Below are 17404 nucleotides of genomic sequence, written 5' to 3'. Positions count from 1 at the left end.
CGTCACCGCTCAACGTAGAACAACCGCGGCAACCTCAAGGACAGACACTGCACCGCAGAGGGCGACCACGTTTGCACGCCATGCCGCGACCTCCGAGCGAGCGACAAATGCGGCTGCGCCGGCAACAGAAATCAGTTGAGTGACAGGATTAAACTAGCGGTTTCCACGGCTGGCGGACCACGATCCTGCATCGCGTGATGTCGTTGGCTTGGCTCCACGGAACTATGAAGATAGCTGACGCCACCACTAGCGTAACGTCAGCGTCGCTATTCCCGCGGCAAGGCTCACGCCGATCTGGCGCTCAAGCGACAGTGGCTGGAGCATCACGGTCCTGCGAGATCCCCCGATCAGAACATTCGCGCCCAGACCCGGGCCAAACGCGATGCTGCCGCTCGCGCCGACGTAATTTCCACGGAGCGTACCCCGACCGACCTGTGAGTTTCGGGCGAAGACCCGCCAGACCAGCGCGCTCGACGGAGTCACCCCGAGATCCAGACCGATACGGCGTACCGTTCCCTCATAGATGTACTGCCGTGACGCATTTCGCACCCTGAACACGCATCGCAGCGTCTGACGCGAGCCGATAATCAGGCCAATCCGGGGATTGCTCATACATGTCAGCGTTCCCGCTCTGAATGCGGCAGAGGAAGCCGGCAGCGATGAGACGCAAAGCAAAAGAGATGCGCCGAAAAGTCCAAGCAGGACCTTCTTGATCATGGGAGCCTCCACTTTCTGCGCGAGAATATGGCAGTGGCTATTCAGCGCCGCAAGATCGCCACGTCGGGCACAACGCACAAGCTGACTCGATTTCGATTCGAATAGTTACGATGCGATGCCGCTCGACGCGGTTCTTCTGGTCGAGCCATTTCTACCGACGATTGCGAGTGATAGCATTACGCGATCGATGATCTGGCGGTCGTATCCTCCGCCGCATCCGCTCGGTCACGCGCGCCCGCCAGCACGTCGATCCGCTCCGGCTCAAGCAAGCAAAGCTGCTCATCCGACCCGGCCGCAAGCCTGTGAATATAGAAGTGCGTGCAGGCCACATCAGCAGCGGCCATGACCGGTGACGGAGCCGAAATGACCTTCAACGAACCAAAGGTACCGATCCAGTCGATATGGCGATGTCCGTGCATGACGACGGCCCGATCGGCAAACGCCTCCAGCCGACGTACAAACCAGCTGCCGTTGATCACAGCCGTGCCGATGCGTTCAGCAAACGCGGTTACTGGCATCGGATACTCCATCAAGTGATGGTGCAATGCGATTATCCAGCGTGCCTTCGGGAACTGAGCGATAAATGCCTCCAGCCGGCGGGTCTGCTCGATCGAGACGAGGCCAAGTGCATTGGTGAAGGAGAAATGTGTTTCAGCATTGGAATTGAGAAGCGCTATGCCGAGTCCATTCTCCTCCAGAGGCGGAACCACCATCGGATACAAGTCATCGAAGACCCCACGCAGTCGCGCTGCACGCTGTAGGCCACCGAGATCTGCGAAATCGGCCATCTGACGGCGATACGGCACCAACGCGTCGTTCAGTGTTGTTGTATGGCCTTTCCCGTCTTTCACAACAAACGCACGATCGCCCTGAATGGCAGCGATGGTCGAAAGCGTGCGGACCTGTCGCAACCGTTTGCCCGGACTGAACGGGAGATCCAGCCGTGCCGGATTCGCCCGGTCCACGATATTGATGTCGTGATTTCCGGGCAGCACGAAGGTGCGCGCGACGAGGTCCGGATAGTGTGACAGGACGTCCAGAAACTCCGCCCATTCGGTCGACCGTCCGGCATCGGTCATATCGCCGCTGATCAGCACATGGTCGAGCGGATCAACAGCGTGAATGGCGGCCAGCCGCGCCATCACCTGCTGCAGACGCTCGTTTCCCTGCGCCCCGGCGCGCCCGCTTTCAATGCGAAAACCATAACGTTCGCCAACCACATGGAGGTCCGACAAGTGAGCTACGCGCCAGATCCTGGTGTGTGTCGGTGCTGCATCGAACGCGACAAGATCAACCGGCTGCGCCATACGGGCATCGGCCAGGCCCCAGACAAGCGATGCGCCGGCAAGATAGCCGCATATCAAGACTGCGGCATTTGCCAGCGTCGGAATGATCAAACGATGAGGAACACCAAGATATTCCAGACTTCCTGTCCAGCGCGAGGCTGGCCAGGCCCACATCGCGACCGCCACAGCGCAGATGGAGATGGCGATTCCTGCCGCGGCCGAATTCACCGCGCGGAGCCGCGCCCTTCCATGCACGGTCAGATGTCTTCCCAGCACCTTCTCCGTCAGATGCTGTAGCCCTTCACGGCCGAAGACATATCCCGGCTGGATAGCAAGCGCGTTAAGAGACCAGAAGTTGACCTCGGCGAACCGAAACAGAGGCTTCCAGCCGATCCACCCCAGCGCGACAATCCCGATTGCCACCAGCAGCGCGCCGATCTCGGTCAGGACGAGAACCTTGTCCGACAGAGTTGAGAGCCAGGCAGAAGCAACCAATGCCGCGAGACCCAACGACACCGCCGGCAGTAACAACGATACTGTCCAGGCAAACAGGAGCTTCGGCAGACTGACTTCAACAAGCAGGCTCCCGGCCATCGAGAGCAGAGTTCGCTGTTCAGGGCTGGCGGCATCGTCCTCGATATCGCCCCTACGCGGGTCGATCGTTTCCCTGTTCCACTCCTTCGTTGGCTCGTCGTCTCCCGCATCCCCTCTCTTCATGGCACCGCCTCTTGTGAGCAGGCATGTTCCTGTCACCAGAGTGACGCTATCACATCTTCGACGACATCCGCGCGCGTCAGGGTTTGACCCGATGCAACATCACCGCTCGTATGATGTAATTACCGAAGCATGGCGAGAGATGAGCGCGGCAAATAGAGACAGGTCACTGAAAATATCACTCAATTTCTCGAACATGTTGCGGCAGGCATGCAGATCTGATTAGGCGGTTCAAGACTCCTGAAAATTGAGACAGCGAGGCATACCCATATGGAGCGCATCTTCCCGTTCTGATTGACGGACTACGCCTTTGGTAATATCCATTCGCCCCGTGCGATATCAAAAATCAGGCTGATAAAAAGCCGGAACGGAGTCCCATGGACTCGCAATCGATCGCAACACAGGCTGAACGGCCTGATGTCCCGACTGGGCAATCGACCTGGTCGGAGACTGTTCAAGGGCTGGCGCCTGAAACCCATCGCCGCTTCACAACAGCTTTCATGGGTGAACTATCATTCGCGGCCGCCATTTGCGGGCCCATGCACGTCCGCGCCTCACCGTTGATCTTGCGATGCCGTCGCCATTCGGAGTCGCTACGATTATCGGCTCTGCCGTGCAGTTCCGGTTCCTCCTTATATCCCTGACGTTCCTTTTCTATTCTTGAAAGGAGAAGTTCTATGGAAGCGATGGATCGGCGAAACCTCTTGCAGGGCCTTCTGTTCAGCGCGGTCGCCACGGGCCTTGGCACGAGCGTCTTTCTGACGACTGCCAAGGCCGCGCCAATCCCGCTGCAGAAAGACCTTGCCAACAAGCTGGAGCCCCTCACCGAAAACGCCCAGGTGGTTGTGGCAGGCCGGCCGCCACGCAGGGTCCTTCACCATCCGCATCGATCGTGGCGACGTCGTCGCCGTGTGTGTTGGTGGCGCCATGGTCGCCGCGTCTGCGCTTGGCGCTGATGGTGTGAAGCGCATGCGCTGTGACACGGGCGACCTCAAATCATAGCGCAAAAGCAGCGCAGGAGCGGGAGGACAAGATGACGACGTATGGCAATAGTTCCTCGGTAAGCGTCACCGGCTTGTCTTCACCGCCGTTCTGGATATGCGTACTGCTTGGCATCGTTCTGATTTTGGCCGGGCTCCTGATCCTCGGCGATGTCGTTCTCGCTACTGTCATCAGCACGCTATTCATCGGCTGGACGGCCATTGCCGCTGGCGTGTTCGAAATGATCCATGCGTTCTGGACCAAGGGATGGGGAGGATTTCTGTGGCAAATCCTCCTCGCCATTCTCTACATCGCATTCGGCATCGTACTGGTGCAGCAACCCGTCGCCAGCGCGATCATCCTCACCTATGTCCTCGGTATATTGCTGCTGGTTTCCGGCGTCATTCGCGTGCTGCTTGGATTTAGCCGCTGGAGCAACGGGGGCTGGATCATGCTGGCTTCAGGACTGTTCGGCGTTCTGGCAGGTCTGGTTATTCTGACAGGTTTTCCCAGGACGGGCCTGTGGGTCCTCGGCTCTCTGCTGGCCGTCGACATGATCTCCCACGGTCTGGCGTGGCTCGCTTACGCGTGGCAGCTGAGAACCAAGGCAGCATAGCGGCAGAAGGAACCATCAACGACGAAGGCCACGTGGCACCATAAAAATCTCTCAGTCAGGAGGAATAGAAATGTCAGATCTCGTTGCGATCATCTATCCATCCGAGGCAAAAGCCGAAGAGGTGCGGCAGCGTCTGTTCAAGCTGCAGAAGGAATATCTGATCACGATCAGCGATGCCGTTATCGCGGTGAAAACCGAAGCCGGCCCCGTGAAGCTGAACCAGTTGATGAACACCACCATGGCCGGTGCGGCCTCCGGCAGCTTCTGGGGATTATTGATCGGCGTACTGTTCCTGAATCCCCTTCTGGGCGTGGCACTGGGCGCCGCATCCGGTGCATTGGGCGGCGCACTGACGGATTACGGCATCAATGACGACTTCATGAAGGAGCTATCGGCAAACCTTCAGCCGGGAAATGCGGCGCTGTTCGTTCTCATCAAGAGCATCACTGCAGACAAGGTGCTCAAGGAAATCCAGGACGCCGGCGGCACTGTGCTGAAGACGTCCCTGGACGATGCCAAGGAGCAGGCGCTCAGGAACGCGCTCGCCAAGGCCACAACCGAGCCCCAGGCTCAGGCAACACCAGCGGCATCCAAGCCCGCTGCCTGAGCGCGGCACCGACGTATAAGTGCAACAGGAACGCAACGTAGAAAATTGCCCCGAGTGCATCTGTCCGCCTCTTTGCCGACAACAAGTCCGCTTGATCTCAAACAGATCAAGCGGATCATTCTTGTGTGCGCGTTTGGTCAAGATCGTTAGTGGAGTCACGCAATGTGCCTTGCGGGTCCAAGACGCCAAAGATCGCGCTCATTCGGCGTCTCCGTGGCGATAGTCATGGCAACTCTGTCAGCCGGGTCGGAGGCTTTGGCCGAAATGCCGCTCCCGGTCGTTAGCGTGACGACCATTGTGGTGTCGGACACCTCGCTCAATAGCGAATTCATCGGCGTTGAAGCCAAGAATGCCGTTGATATTCGCGCCCGCGTCGATGGCTTCCTCGAAAAGCGGCTGTTCAACGAAGGACAGATCGTCGCTGAGGGGCAAGACCTCTTTGCAATCGAAAGGGCCGTGCTGGAAATCGTTCTCACGGCCGCCCAGGCTCGGCTTGGCGACGCTGCAGGATGCGGACGGCTGCAGCTCGCCCAGTTTCCTCCAATTACGCCGCCGGAAGTCCAGGTCACGGCCAGCTATCCCGGCGCTAATGCCAGCGTTGTGATGGACAGCGTCGGAGCCGCGATTGAGGAGCAGGTCAATGGCGTCGAGCACATGCTCTATATGTCGTCGACCAGCACCAACAGCGGCACCTATTCGCTGACGGTCACCTTCGCCGTCGGCACCGATCCGTCGATTGCCCAGGTGAATGTCCAGAACCGCGTGGCCATGGCGACGGCCCGCCTACCGCCGACCGTCACGCAGACCGGCGTGTCGGTGCGCAGCCGATCGACTAGCATGCTGATGGGCGTCGCGGTCTACTCTCCCAAGGGAACAAGGGACGATATCTTCATCAGCAACTTTGTCTCCATCAATGTGCGCGATGCGATCGCGCGCGTCCGTGGCGTGGGCGATGCGGGTGTCTTCGGACCGGCCTACAGTATGCGTATCTGGATGAACCCGGACCGCATGACTGCGCTTGGGATCACGGCCGCAGATCTGACGAGCGCCGTCCAGGTGCAGAATGCGCAGGCATCCGTCGGCCAGATCGGCTCCGCCCCCGCACAAAAGGGACAATAGCTTCAACTGACGATCACGGCACGTCGACGCTTGGGCACACCTCGCGAATTTGAGAACGTCGTGATGCGAACGAACAGCGACGGCGCGATCGTTCGCATCCGCGACGTCGCCCGCGCAGTCGCGCTTCAATGGACTACCCAGCGCAACACTGGTTGTCTATCAGGCCCCCGACGCCAATGCCCTCGCTGTGGCGCAAACCATCCGAACCGAACTGACGCGTATTTCCGCGAGTTTTCCCGAAGATCTTGCCTATCGTGTCGTGTTCGACAACACGTCCTTCGTCATCGAAACGATCCGCGAAATCATGATCGCGCTGTTGATCACATTCCTTCTCGTGGTCCTCGTTACCTATCTCTTCCTTCAGGACTGGCGCGCCACACTCATCCCCACACTGACGATCCCTGTTTCTCTGATTGGCAGCTTCGCGGTTCTCTACCTGTTCGGTTACTCCGCCAACACGATCACATTGTTCGGGATTATTCTGGCCATCAGCCTCGTTGTGGACGACGCCATTGTCGTCGTCGAGAACGTCCAGCGCGTGATGGCAGAGCACGACGACATCACGACCGCTAAGGCCGCACGCCGCACAATGGAGCAGGTCACCGGGCCGATCGTCACCACCACCCTGGTGTTGGGCGCATTGTTCGTGCCAATTGCCTTCCTGAGCGGGATTACCGGACAGCTCTATCGACAATTTGCCCTGACCATTCTCGTCACCATCACGTTCTCGACGATCAACGCCCTGACATTGAGCCCCGCGCTGTGCGCACTCATTTTGCGACGGCGGGAGCCACCCTCATTCGCCGGGTTTCGCGGTTTCAACGCCGCCCTCGATATCTCCCGCCGTTGGTATCTCGCCGGCATGATCGGTGCATCGCGCCGCGTCGTTGTCACCTCGTTCGCGTTTCTGACGTTGCTCGGCGGCGTCTACGGCTTATTTCGTATCCTGCCGTCAGGCTTCATTCCATCGGAAGACCTAGGTTATATGTTCGTGAACGTGCAGCTCCCGAACGCCGCATCCCTGCAACGGACGGAGGCCGTCCTTCAGGACGTTGTTGGCGTAATGAGAGCAACGCCCGGTGTGGCCGACATCATCTTACCGAGTTCTCGTCCGATACCGGCTTCACCCCGTTCCACGCCACACTCAATGGTACGTGGGGCGAATTGAGCGCGGGCGTTAGCGGCCAAGTGAATTCCAATGCCACCCTATTCGCCAACGTTTCCTATCAATCTCGCTTCGAAGGAAAAAGCTACGCCTACGACGGCAAAATCGGAGCCCGCTTCACTTGGTGACAAGCAAAATGCGGAACGTTTGTCTCGACCATTCGGTGACGATCACTCGCGCAAAAACTCCGGGCGAAGGCAACCCTTCGGGCGAAAGGCAAAAGCCCCTGTCGTCGCTCCGCTCCAGCCCGCGCTCCTTCACTTTTGGACGGCTCACCCTCGCTCATTGCCGCTTGGCTAGTGGTTGCTTGTGCAGCCTATTAGTCTCTGCCCGCACAATCCCCCAAAACGGGGAATTTCGAGACCGTCGGCCGGAGACTTTCGGGGAATGGGCGGCTTTTCGTAGCTCAGTCCGCCACCCAGAGACTTGTGCCGAATGCTAGGACGCCTTCCAAATGTGGGGAACCGAAGTCGCGCTGATCCCGGTCAGCTATTTCGGTTGCGGTGGCGACTCGGTGGCGATTCTCTCAAATGAGAAAGCCGCCCCGGAGGGCGGCTTTCTCATTTTGTCCAACTACATCAATAATATGTTTGGTTGCGGGGACATGCAACCATCTCAAATTGCTGTTTCAGGCGGTCGCTTAGCGTTGCCCTCCGAAGGCGAAGGCCACACGTTCGAATCGTGTCGGGTGCGCCACTCCACCAAAACAGCGTTTTCGGACCTCGTTTTGGTCTCGGGCGATGATGACGTACTCCAACCTCGCAGATTTTGGACGTCCCGCAACAGAGCCGGGCAAGTCTTAAGGCGTGATGCCACATCGCGGCGGCATTGGCAGGGTCGGATTTCAAATGATCTTGGCGAAACGCGCATCTATCAGCGCCCGGCGTCGCTCGGCGACATTCCGAAATGTCGCCGATAACACGCGGAGAAATACGACTGGCTCGAGAAGCCGCAGTTGAATGCAACCTCCCCAAGATTGATGCGGCCGCGATCGCATTTCATAACAACTAAATTCTGCGCTTTTTGCAGGCGCATTTCGAGGAGCTTTTGACCGAACGACAGCTGGTTGTGCTGGAATATCTTGTGCAGATATCGAACGGAAATCCGGAGATGTTGCGCGGCGATGTCAGGTGAAAGATCCCGCCTATGCAGATTGTCGCGCAAAAAGACGAGACAGCGATCGAACAGAAGCATCGCGAGGGTCTGCCGAACAGGACTATCCAGATCGTTCCGCTGTCGCGTTTCGAGCATGAGGCAGATCAGATCGATAACAGATTTCTGAATCCTGTCGACATTCTGACTGGTTTGAAATTTCGACAATTGTTCAGCCAGAGTTGTGACGGCGGGAATAAGATAGGGATTGGCGATGTGCGTCTTCGCGCACATCTCGTCGATGCCGCCCACCCGATCGACCAGCAAGTCGCGATCGATCTTGATCGTGATGTTCGCCGACCCGTCGGGGACGTCAACGATATAGTCCTCAGCCGAGTTCAACAGAAAGACATCGCCAGGCGTGATAACGCCCGATCGTCCGCGCTGCTCGAAGCACATGACCTTTCGGGTCGGAAAAAGAAAAACCAGGTCTTCCGATCGATCGATCTTCGCCGCATCCCGATGACGGATGACGCGCTGTGCATCGGCCTTGAAAGTTGAAATGCCCATCGTCTCGAAATGAGCGTCGGTGATTTCGCCGTTCAAGCGGCCGTTGTTCGAACATTTGATATCGAGCCGATAGTACACCTCAGCCATGGCCTGGCGCCACGCATCGACGCTCTTGGCATCCGGCACGTCGGCTGTCGAATAATGGTGCAACATGACTGGTAACCCGAAAATTCGGCGATAATGCTCTGAAAACAGGCGTCAAGAGTCTAGCAAAATCCGTGCCAGATGCTGCGCGACTTTACGAAGGTCCGCAAGGCTCAATCAGTGCGCCCTAGCACAAAAGACTGTTCCCCCCAGTGAAAGACGCCCGGGCCGCCGCGCTCCTAGGCTTGCGTGCTTTCAGGTGAAAGTCATCCGAAACGATCGGCAGGGGAGATATCTCATGAGCGGCAAGGTCACGCGTCGTAAGCTTCTGCAAGTCGCCTCGGCAGGCACAGCCGCCGCAGCATTGTCTTCGCCTTTCGTGTCGGGATCGACGCGCGCCGCCTCCAACGAGCCGATCCTGCTCGGCGTGCCGACGGCGCAGACGGCCCAGGCAGGCGTCGCCGATCACCAGGACTATCTGAACGGCACCACGCTCGCGTTAGAGGAAATCAATGCGGCTGGCGGCGTTCTTGGCCGGCAGGTCAAGGCCGTTGTCGTGGATATCGATCCGCTGTCTCCGGAGAGCGGACAGGTTGCAATCAACAAGCTGATCGACGCCAAGGTGCATGCGATGTCATGCGCGTTCGTCTTCACGCCAATTCCGGTGGCCGAAGTTTCGGCGCGCTACAAGGCCCCGCTGTTGTGGGGGCTGACGCAGCGCAACATGACCGACCTCGTTGTCAAACAACCGGACAAATACTCGCACGTCTTTCAGACCGACCCGTCTGAAGTCCATTACGGGCATACCTTCCCGGTCTTCCTGAAAGCCATGAAAGACCAAGGCACTTGGAAGCCGTTGAATAACGGCGTGCATATCGTTCAGGAGCAGATTGCCTACAACCAGACCATTTCCAAGGCTTTGCAGGCCTCTCTGCCCAAGAGCGAGTTCAAACTCGCGGGGATCACCGACATTCAATACCCGGTGCAAGACTGGGGATCGGTGCTTCAGGAGATCAAGAAAATCGGCGCGGGCGCCGTGATGATCGATCACTGGGTCGCCGCCGAATATGCCGCCTTCGTCAAGCAGTACAGCGCAGATCCGCTGAAGGGGGCGCTCGTCTATCTGCAGTACGGCCCGTCGCAACCGGAATTTCTCGAACTGTCCGGCCCCGCCGCCGAAGGTTTCGTTTGGAGCACGGTGCTCGGCGTTTATGCCGATGAAAAAGGAAAGGCATTCCGTGCGAAATACAAAAAGCGGTTTCCCGGCATCATGGGGCTTTGTTACACGGGCAACGGCTACGACACGACGCACTATCTGAAGGCCGCATGGGAAGCCGTCGGCGATCCCAATAACTTCAAGGGCGTCAGCGACTGGATTCGCAAGAACTCCTATCGTGGTGTCTGCGGCTTCATGAGCATGGATAATCCCTATCAGGAATGCGCGCATTTTCCCGATACAGGCGATGCGATCGGCGCCGCCGACCTCGACAAGGGAATGGCTCAACTGTTCTTTCAGGTTCAGAACAACGAGCACAAGATCATATATCCGGACGTGCTCACCGAGTCGAAACTGCAGAAAGCGCCATGGTGGTGATGCTGGCGACGGATCGACGGCGATGACCGCGTCTCCACTTTTCTCTTGCGTCGACATCACGCTCGACCTCGGCGGTCGCTCGATCCTGCGCGGCATTTCATTCGGTGTGAAATCCGGGGAGGTGATGGGCATCATCGGGCCGAACGGCGCCGGCAAGACCAGCCTGTTTGAAGTGCTGTCCGGCCGGATCTCGCCAAAGGCCGGCAAGGTGTCGTTCGCGGGCCGCGATATCACGGCGCTTCCGCTGCACAAGCGGGCACGCCTCGGGATCGGCCGGACCTATCAGACCCCGATCGTTCCGGAAGACATGACCGTTGCGCAGGTTCTGAAGGCGGCGCGTCAGGCGTATAAGCCCTATCTGACGCCCGACGATTCCGAATGGGGGGCGGGCCTCGTCGACTTCCGTATTCCCGGGGCAATGATGGCGGACCGGCTTGATACGCTGAACCGTCGCAAGCTTCTGATCGCGTGCCTGTTGATGCGCCGCCCCTCCGTGTTGCTGATGGATGAGCCCGCCGCCGGGCTGATCAATTCCGAGATCGACGAACTCGACGACATCATGCGCGTCCTGGCGAAAGAGCTGAATATCGCGATCGTCCTGATCGAACACCGCATGGAACTGCTCGATACGATCGCGGATCGTGTGCTCGTGATGGATGCCGGCGAGACGATCGCCGAGGGCTCATTCGCGGAGACTCTGAAAAATCCGCGCGTCAAAGCGGCCTATTTCGAAACCGAGTCCGGTGAAGGGCTACACTGATGAACGTCTCCGACCATGGCGTTCGTCCGGCCGTTCTCGACGTCAAGGGCCTGTCCGCCGGCTGGGGGCCGATGCGTGTCATTCACGATCTCGATCTTACCGTCTTCGCAGGCGAGCGCATTGGCCTGGTCGGCCTGAACGGCCACGGCAAGTCCACGTTGTTTCAGGCAATCGCCGGATTGACCGGCTGGCAGCGCGGTTCGATCAAGCTGAACGGCGAAGAGGTGGGGCGTACGCGCAGCCAGGGGCCGGGCCGCTACACCCATCTGATCGTGCGCCGGGGCCTCGCCTTCATCCCGCAAGGCGACGAAATCTTTCACGGCTTGACCGTCGAGGAACACCTCGACAGCGGTGCATTCACCAAGCGCGCGTGGTCCGAACGCGGGATCCGCAAGACGAAGATTCTGCTGATTTTTCCGCCTTTGGAAAAACTGATGAAGACGGCGGTCGGACGGTTGTCCGGCGGTGAGCGCCGCATGGTGTCGATCGGGCGGGGCCTGATGTCGGACGCCGAACTGTTTCTTGTTGATGAACCTTCATTGGGCTTGGCGCCAAAGATCGGAAAAGCCGTGGTCGAAGCCCTTATGGCGGTCGAACTTGGCGGCTCCGCGATGGTGATCGCCGAGCAGAACGTCGCGCTGCTCGAAGGCAGTGTCGACCGCATCATCGGCATGCATGCCGGAAAACTCAAAGGCGAGGCCTCCGCGTCGAGAGCCATGTCCGCGGAGCGCGAGCGATGAACTGGGGCTTCATCATCACCAATGCGATTACGCTGGCCTGCATCTACGGCACGCTTGCGATCGGCATATCGGTCACATGGTCAAGCCTCGGCCTGATCAACATGGCCTATGGGTTCATTTTCGCGCTGTCGGGATATGGCGCCTGGCTCGCCAGCGTTTACATCGCGCCAAACCCGGCCGTTGTCATGGTTGCGGGAATTCTCACAGGTGCGGCCGGCGGGTTGATCGTCTGTCTGCTCGCTTTCATTCCGATTCACGACAAGCCGAATTTTCAATTGCGCGCACTGATCGCGACGCTGGCGATCAGCCTGGTCGGCAATCAGATTCTGCTGTGGTGGTTCGGCCCGCGCGCCAAGTCGTTGCCTCGCCTGTTCGGAAACTGGAATGCCGATATCTTCGGCATCGTCGTCACGTCGGACAAGCTCGGTGCATCGCTCTCCGCCATCGTTCTGTTAACGATGATTCTCTTGTGGATGCGGTCGAGCCGTCGCGGGCTGGAGATTCGCGCGATGATGATGAATCCGCACGCCGCATCTATCGTCGGCATCGGTGTTCGCAGGACCGGCATCTATGTGATGGCCCTGACGGGATCTCTGGCCGGATTGGCCTCGGTGCTTCTGGCGCAGACCTATTACGTCGCGCCGTTCAGCGGCATCACGCCCATGATCAAAGGCCTGAGCATCGCGCTGGTCGGAGGTCTCGGCAGCATTCCCGGTGCGATCATCGGCGCGATCATGCTCGGTGTGAACGAAGCGCTGACGTCCTCGCTGCTGGGTGGTCAATATGTTCTGATCACGCAATTCCTGCTCATCATCATCGTTCTGCTGATCCGCCCGCGTGGCATCTCCGGCATTCTAGACAAAGCGCGCGAGGCATAGACTATGACGGATTCATCCGCGCCGATCTGGATCGATCCGATCGATTCGCAATTTCCCGAGAAGCCGGGCCGCGAGGCCGTCACCAACTCCTTCCTCTCGCATCAGGTGACGTGGGACGAGACCACGCGCTTCACGCCGAAGATGTATCCGGTCGGACGGCTGCGCTATTACTATAAATGGCCCGGCCATGGCGGGCGTCTGTGGTCGCGCCTGCGATACTGGCCGACGCGTCGCCGCGTGCTCAACATCCACGGCGATTATAATCTGAAAACAATGCGTCGCGAAAAGACGATCGTCGACAAGCGGCCGATCTGGTGGGCATTGGCATTGGCTGCCCTTTTTACTATGCCGCTTTTCGTTCCGGAAGGTTTCCGAAATACGGTGATGAGCGCGGCTTCCGTGTTCGCCATCTATGCTGCGATCAATCTGTGCTGGATGCTGATCGTCGGCACGGCGGGCATCTTCTCGCTGGCAACCTATGCCGTCGTCGGCGCGGCGGCCTATGGTGCAACCTATCTGGCGATCATGCTGGGTCTGCCATGGTGGGTTCTGCCATTCGCCGGAACGCTGATCGGCCTAGTCTTCGGTGTCATGATCGCCCTGCCGGCGATGCGGCTCGACGGCTTCTATTACGCGCTGCTGACGTTGGGCGTCGTCGAATTGTGCCGCGTTTTTGTCGTCCAGTCGCGTCAGCTCGGATCGGCGACCGGCGGCCTCTATGGCGCGCCGAGCTATCTGCCCGACGGCCTGTCGCAATCCAACCGGCTACTGTTCAGCTATTATGCCTCCGTGTTGCTGATGATCTTCGCGCTCTTCATCTATCGTTTCATTGACGGCAAACGTCTCGGCCGTCTGCTGCGCATGGCGCAGGAGAAGAAGGAAGGCTTCGCACAGGCCTGTGGCGTCGATTTCATTCGCGCGCGGATCATGGTGTTTCTGGCCTCGTCGGCGGCACTCGGTTTTATCGGCGGGTTCTACGCCATTCATTTCGGCGGCGCATCGCCCAATCTGTTCTCGTTCGACACCTTGCTGTTGTCGTTGGCGATGCTGGTGATCGGCGGCATCGGCCGCGCCGAGGGCGCCGTTCTCGGCACCTTGATCGTCGTCTTCATCGACCGCGTGCTGATCGATCTCGGCCCGCTGCGCTACGTGCTGATCGGCACGATCATGCTGAGCGTGGCGCTGTTTCTGCGCGGTGGGCTGTTCGGCATCAAGGATCAGTTCCGAACCTGGCGTGACAAGAAGAAGAGCGAGAGGCGTGCAACGCGCGCCGAGAAAGGTGGAGAGATGCTACCGGAAGAGGCGACCGAAATGGAAGACAAGGACCAGGTTTACTTCCGCCGCTTCGACAAGATGCAGCGTGACTTCCTGAAGCGCCTTGTATCCGACGCCGTCATCGCCGAGCACCAATCTCGGCCACTCGGCCAGCACAGCGAGGCGCTCGAACGTCTGCTGATCTATTTCCGCAGGCAGGGCCAGATCGACAAATATGCGATCCTGGTGCTCGAGGAATTCAAGGCCTACCGCATCGTCGCTTTATCGGGACATCGCGGGACCGCGCCACGCGTCGTGGAAGACCGCAATTACGAGACGCCTGACCAGGCCTATCACGCCCTGTTCCTGCGCCGCGTTCAGGATCTGCTCGAGACCTGACCCCACAACATCTATGTCTTTGGAGTAGTTACCCTCATGGCCGAGAAAAAAGTTTTCGGATACGCAGACAAGATTTCGGTCAAGCCGGGCGACGATATCGGTTTCTACGTCCATGCCGATGGCACGAGATCGGTAGACGCGCAGCTGGTACGGTTGATCCACGGCGACGCGCATCCGGCAGGTCCCGGCTATCGTGAGGAAGAGATAGCCTGCGTCGCCGACGGTATGTGGGATGTCCGCAAGCAGTTCACGCAGGTCGGCGCCTTTCTGACCGTTGCGGACCCGAGCGGCCATCTCGCTCTAGATGGCAGCTTCAGCCTGTGCACCTTCATCTTCCCGACGAACCCGGGCGGCGGGCGTCGGCAGTGTCTGCTCGGCCGCTGGGATGCATTCGGCAATCGCGGCTATGGCCTTTGGCTCAACCCCGATGGCTCTCTCGAATTCGGATTTGGCGATGGCAACGAGGTTGATTACGTCGACGCGGAAGTGCCTGTACTGAGGAACAACTGGTATTTTGTTGCTGCGACCTTCGATGCACGCAGCGGTGTGGCCACGCTGTATCAGGAGGGCGTCTCGACGCGGTACAACAGCCTGCTCAGCAAGGTCGCGAATGTCGACTTCCGGTCGCATGTGCGCGAAACGATGCGCTTTCGTCCGCTGAATCCGCCCGATCTGCCGTTCCTGATGGCGGGTGCGCAGGATCGTCACACACTGCGCGGCACTTTCGTAACGCAATGCCTCAACGGCAAGCTTGATCGCCCGGCCGTATTCGGACGCGTGCTGACGCGCGACGAACTCGATCGCTATCGCGACACAGCCACGGCACCGGCCGAAGGTTTGATAGCGTATTGGGACACCGCTTGCGGCTATACCGAACGCGGAATCGGCGATCGGGTCATCGACCGCGGTCCCAACGGCCTTGATGCCGAAGGCTACAATCGTCCGGTGCGCGCGCAGACCGGATATAACTGGCAGGGTCGCGACGATTGCTTCCGTCTCGCGCCTGAGCAATTTGGCGGCATCGAATTCCACGACGACGCAATCATCGATTGCAAGTGGGAACTGACCCGAACGATCAAGGTGCCCGACCTGAAAAGCGGGGCCTATGCCTATCGGCTGCGAACCGGCGATGCCAAAGGCCTGCGCGAAGAATATATCGTGTTCTTCGTCCGGGCATCGAAACCGACCGCATCGATATTGTTTCTGGTTCCGACAGGAAGCTATCTTGCTTACGCCAACGAGCATCTGAGTTTCGATGCCGAAATCATGCAGCCGCTCGCCGGGCAGTCGCCGATCCTGTCGGAGGTCGATATCGAGTTGTACCAGACGGCCGAATTCGGATTGTCGCTGTACGATCATCACGCGGACGGTGCCGGCGTCTGTTACAGCACCTATCGTCGCCCGATCTTGAACATGCGGCCAAAGGCTCGCATGTCGTCGATGGGCGTGACCTGGCAGTTTCCAGCGGACCTGTCGATCATCGCCTGGCTTGAGCATATGGGGTACGACTACGATGTCACGACCGATGAAGACCTTCACCGCGAAGGCCTCGCAGCCCTTGAACCTTATAACGTCGTGCTCAGCGGCACGCATCCGGAATACGTCTCCGAGACGATGCTCGATGCAACCGAAGATTATATCGCACAGGGCGGACGGTTCATATATCTCGGCGGCAACGGCTTCTATTGGAACGTCGGCTACCACAGCGATGATCCGTGGTGTATGGAGGTCCGCAAGCTGAACTCCGGCATGCGGGCGTGGCAGGCGCGGCCCGGCGAGTATTATCTTGCTACCACGGGCCAGAAGAGCGGACTTTGGAAGGATCTCGGTCGCCCACCACAGAAGGTGTTCGGTGTCGGCTTCATTTCCGAAGGCTTCGATTCGGCGCGGCCGTTCCGGCGCATGCCCGACAGCTGGCATCGTCGCGCATCATGGATACTGGACGGCATCGAAGGCGAGATCATCGGCGATTTCGGACTCGCGCAAGGTGCCGCTGGCGGCATTGAAATCGATCGTTACGACCTGACGCTCGGCACGCCGCCGCATGCACTCATCGTTGCGTCGTCGGGGGGGCATAGTGACAATTATCAGACTGTCGTCGAAGAGGTGCTGTATCCTTATCCTGGCCTGTCCGGCTCTCACGATTATCGTGTTCGCGCGGACATGGTCTATTTCACGTCGCCGCAAGACGGCGCCGTCTTCTCGACCGGATCGATCGCGTTCAGCCAGTCGTTGCCCTACGAGAATTTCGACAACAACGTCTCGCGCTTGCTCGCCAACATCGTGACGGCATTCAGCAAGCCGGGTAAATTGCCAGGCTGGGCGTGGTCTGCGGAAGAAAAGCAGTGGCGATAATGGTTTCTCCCCTCGCCTTCTCGGCGTGGGCAACACTGTGTTCAGTAGTGGCCCATACCCGGCCCATCAGCTCGATATTTAGACCGCATGGCCCGGCGGCGCTGATGCTACTGCGGCGACCTTCGGACGACCGCGTAACGTGTGCAAGCGGGCCGCCACCCGGCCGCCAAGGGCGCGTTATTCCGACCGTCGCGCTGCATCGCCCCAACCCGCTGGCGGCGCGCTGTACGGGCTTCCTACAGGCCTTTTGCAGGGCGCGGGTTTAAGTTGCTTTTTCCGCGGTAGGGTTCTAGGCAGGGATACAGCCTCGAAATCTTAAAAAATCCAATGATTTCAATTGAGTTTGGCGGGCCGTGCCCGAAGTTGATGAGCACTACGTCTATGCTATAGCCCTCTAATGCCGCCTCTAGCATCGGTTAATAGAGCATTGCGGTGTTCGCGATCAGGTGTGCGGACCTATTGACGGCGCAAGT

13 protein-coding genes and 1 pseudogene are annotated in these 17404 nt (G+C 59.0%); 11 read left to right on the top strand and 3 right to left on the bottom strand.

What is annotated here, in order from left to right; genetic code table 11:
- Nucleotides 1-246: 246 nt before the first annotated feature.
- Nucleotides 247-717, bottom strand: a complete 471-nt coding sequence (locus HP556_RS16025; RefSeq protein WP_175367720.1) for a DUF992 domain-containing protein — start codon at nt 715-717, stop codon at nt 247-249.
- Nucleotides 718-893: 176 nt separating this feature from the next.
- The gene (locus HP556_RS16020; RefSeq protein WP_175367719.1) at nt 894-2720 is read right to left on the bottom strand and encodes a metallophosphoesterase family protein; all 1827 of its coding nucleotides are present in this window, start codon (nt 2718-2720) and stop codon (nt 894-896) included.
- A 1030-nt stretch (nt 2721-3750) separates the two neighbouring features.
- On the opposite strand from HP556_RS16020, the gene HP556_RS16015 reads away from it, so the two are divergent.
- From HP556_RS16015 to HP556_RS16000, 5 genes and pseudogenes are all read left to right on the top strand, one after another.
- Nucleotides 3751-4314, top strand: a complete 564-nt coding sequence (locus HP556_RS16015) for an HdeD family acid-resistance protein (protein ID WP_175367718.1) — start codon at nt 3751-3753, stop codon at nt 4312-4314.
- A 70-nt stretch (nt 4315-4384) separates the two neighbouring features.
- Complete coding sequence (locus tag HP556_RS16010; RefSeq protein ID WP_175367717.1) at nt 4385-4921, top strand: DUF1269 domain-containing protein; 537 nt, start codon at nt 4385-4387, stop codon at nt 4919-4921.
- Nucleotides 4922-5083: 162 nt separating this feature from the next.
- Nucleotides 5084-7136 (top strand): annotated as a pseudogene (locus HP556_RS16005) (efflux RND transporter permease subunit); the annotation flags it as partial.
- A gap of 68 nt (nt 7137-7204) precedes the next feature.
- Complete coding sequence (locus HP556_RS30590; RefSeq protein ID WP_210269219.1) at nt 7205-7333, top strand: autotransporter outer membrane beta-barrel domain-containing protein; 129 nt, start codon at nt 7205-7207, stop codon at nt 7331-7333.
- 326 nt (nt 7334-7659) lie between these two features.
- Nucleotides 7660-8124: a hypothetical protein gene (locus tag HP556_RS16000; protein WP_175367716.1), complete on the top strand. Its 465-nt coding sequence runs from the start codon at nt 7660-7662 to the stop codon at nt 8122-8124.
- Here the strand turns inward: HP556_RS16000 and HP556_RS15995 are convergent.
- Nucleotides 8079-9020, bottom strand: coding sequence for an AraC family transcriptional regulator (locus tag HP556_RS15995; RefSeq protein ID WP_175367715.1), 942 nt, complete (start codon nt 9018-9020; stop codon nt 8079-8081). The two genes, HP556_RS16000 and HP556_RS15995, sit on opposite strands and share 46 nt — an antisense overlap.
- A gap of 229 nt (nt 9021-9249) precedes the next feature.
- Between HP556_RS15995 and HP556_RS15990 the strand changes: the two genes are divergently transcribed.
- Genes HP556_RS15990 through HP556_RS15965 form a run of 6 tightly spaced genes read left to right on the top strand, consistent with a single transcriptional unit; the run spans nt 9250 to nt 16931 of the window.
- Nucleotides 9250-10545: an ABC transporter substrate-binding protein gene (locus tag HP556_RS15990; RefSeq protein ID WP_175367714.1), complete on the top strand. Its 1296-nt coding sequence runs from the start codon at nt 9250-9252 to the stop codon at nt 10543-10545.
- A gap of 22 nt (nt 10546-10567) precedes the next feature.
- Nucleotides 10568-11305: an ABC transporter ATP-binding protein gene (locus HP556_RS15985; RefSeq protein ID WP_175367713.1), complete on the top strand. Its 738-nt coding sequence runs from the start codon at nt 10568-10570 to the stop codon at nt 11303-11305.
- Nucleotides 11305-12045 carry an ABC transporter ATP-binding protein gene (locus HP556_RS15980; RefSeq protein WP_175367712.1) on the top strand — a complete coding sequence of 247 codons (741 nt, stop codon included), beginning with the start codon at nt 11305-11307 and terminating at the stop codon, nt 12043-12045. The genes HP556_RS15985 and HP556_RS15980 overlap by 1 nt, the downstream gene beginning before the upstream one ends.
- Nucleotides 12042-12923: a branched-chain amino acid ABC transporter permease gene (locus HP556_RS15975; RefSeq protein ID WP_175367711.1), complete on the top strand. Its 882-nt coding sequence runs from the start codon at nt 12042-12044 to the stop codon at nt 12921-12923. Before HP556_RS15980 ends, HP556_RS15975 begins: the two co-directional genes overlap by 4 nt.
- Before the next feature lie 3 nt (nt 12924-12926).
- Complete coding sequence (locus HP556_RS15970) at nt 12927-14576, top strand: branched-chain amino acid ABC transporter permease (protein ID WP_175367710.1); 1650 nt, start codon at nt 12927-12929, stop codon at nt 14574-14576.
- 36 nt (nt 14577-14612) lie between these two features.
- On the top strand, nt 14613-16931 hold the full coding sequence (locus HP556_RS15965) for a LamG domain-containing protein (protein ID WP_175367709.1): 2319 nt from the start codon (nt 14613-14615) through the stop codon (nt 16929-16931).
- The last annotated feature ends 473 nt before the right edge of the window (nt 16932-17404 follow it).

Origin of the sequence: Tardiphaga robiniae (genome assembly GCF_013359755.1) — a bacterium.
Taxonomy (GTDB): Bacteria; Pseudomonadota; Alphaproteobacteria; order Rhizobiales; family Xanthobacteraceae; genus Tardiphaga; species Tardiphaga robiniae.
The sequence above is the reverse complement of the archived record's forward strand: the minus strand, read 5'-3'. Positions and strand labels throughout refer to the sequence as shown.